The sequence below is a fragment of the Synechococcus sp. RC10A2 genome, from assembly GCF_047502605.1.
The window spans coordinates 1-832 of the sequence record NZ_JANSHP010000030.1; the positions used below are offsets into that span (position 1 = coordinate 1).

Genomic DNA, 832 nt, shown 5'->3' on the forward strand with positions numbered 1-832 from the left:
TGCGGCGGGGGGGTGGGGGTGGGAGGCGGCGTGGGCTCGCTGAAGAAGGTATCTAAGTTCGGCTGCGTGACGCTGACACCGCTGAGCTTCAGGGTGTTGGCAAGGAAGGGATTGATCTTACTGGCCGTCGGCGGAAGACCTGTTGAAATTGCCGCAAACAAAACCGCCGCATCCTTGCAGTCCACCACCCCGTCGGCAGTAAAGTCGGAAACAGAGGGCTTGAGCGGATCACCCAACCCCGTCACGTCGGCAGCCGTAATCGGCCCCACCTTGAGCGTGTTATTGACAAAGTTAACAATCTTCCCGGAGTCGTTGGTGTTGAGGGTGCAGGCGGCAAAAAGGACTGCCGCATCCTTGATGGTGACTGAGGTCTTTACCCCGTCGTAGTAGAAAGCAATGCTCTCAGAGCCCTGCACTGCTGTTTCTGGCGCCTGAGCTGAAATTGTCGGGGGAAGCTGAGTAACAGCCGGAGGATCCGAAGTAAGGGAACAAGCAGCCACTCCTCCTACGAGGGAGGAAGCCAAAATCAAGGGAGCTATCGGGTGACGAAAGCGGGATTTTGAGTTCCAGGAAGCCATGGCAGATCTCCTTCAAAAACTTGCTAGGGTCAACGTCTTTAGCAAGAGCTGCCCAGCTCACCCCAGGGAAACTCAAAGGCAAACCTTGAGTCTAGTCTCAAGTATACCCACAAAGGGCGCCCAAAAAAGCACAGCGACGGTGCCTTTCCCAAAGCTGAAGAAGAAGACAACCGGTTGCCATCTAGCACCTGATACATTTACGCTGAACTCTCCTGAACATGGTTCAGGAAAGAAGCGATCGCATCCTGCCTATC

At 55.0% G+C, this 832-nt stretch carries 1 protein-coding gene and 1 pseudogene; one reads left to right on the plus strand and one right to left on the minus strand.

Annotation, left to right across the window (positions count from 1 at the left end):
- Nucleotides 1-416, minus strand: a pseudogene (locus tag NW848_RS03395) (hypothetical protein); the annotation flags it as partial.
- 160 nt (nucleotides 417-576) lie between these two features.
- On the opposite strand from NW848_RS03395, the gene NW848_RS03400 reads away from it, so the two are divergent.
- Nucleotides 577-832, plus strand: a 256-nt coding sequence (locus NW848_RS03400) for a hypothetical protein (RefSeq protein WP_414508516.1), incomplete at its 3' end; no start/stop codon positions are given.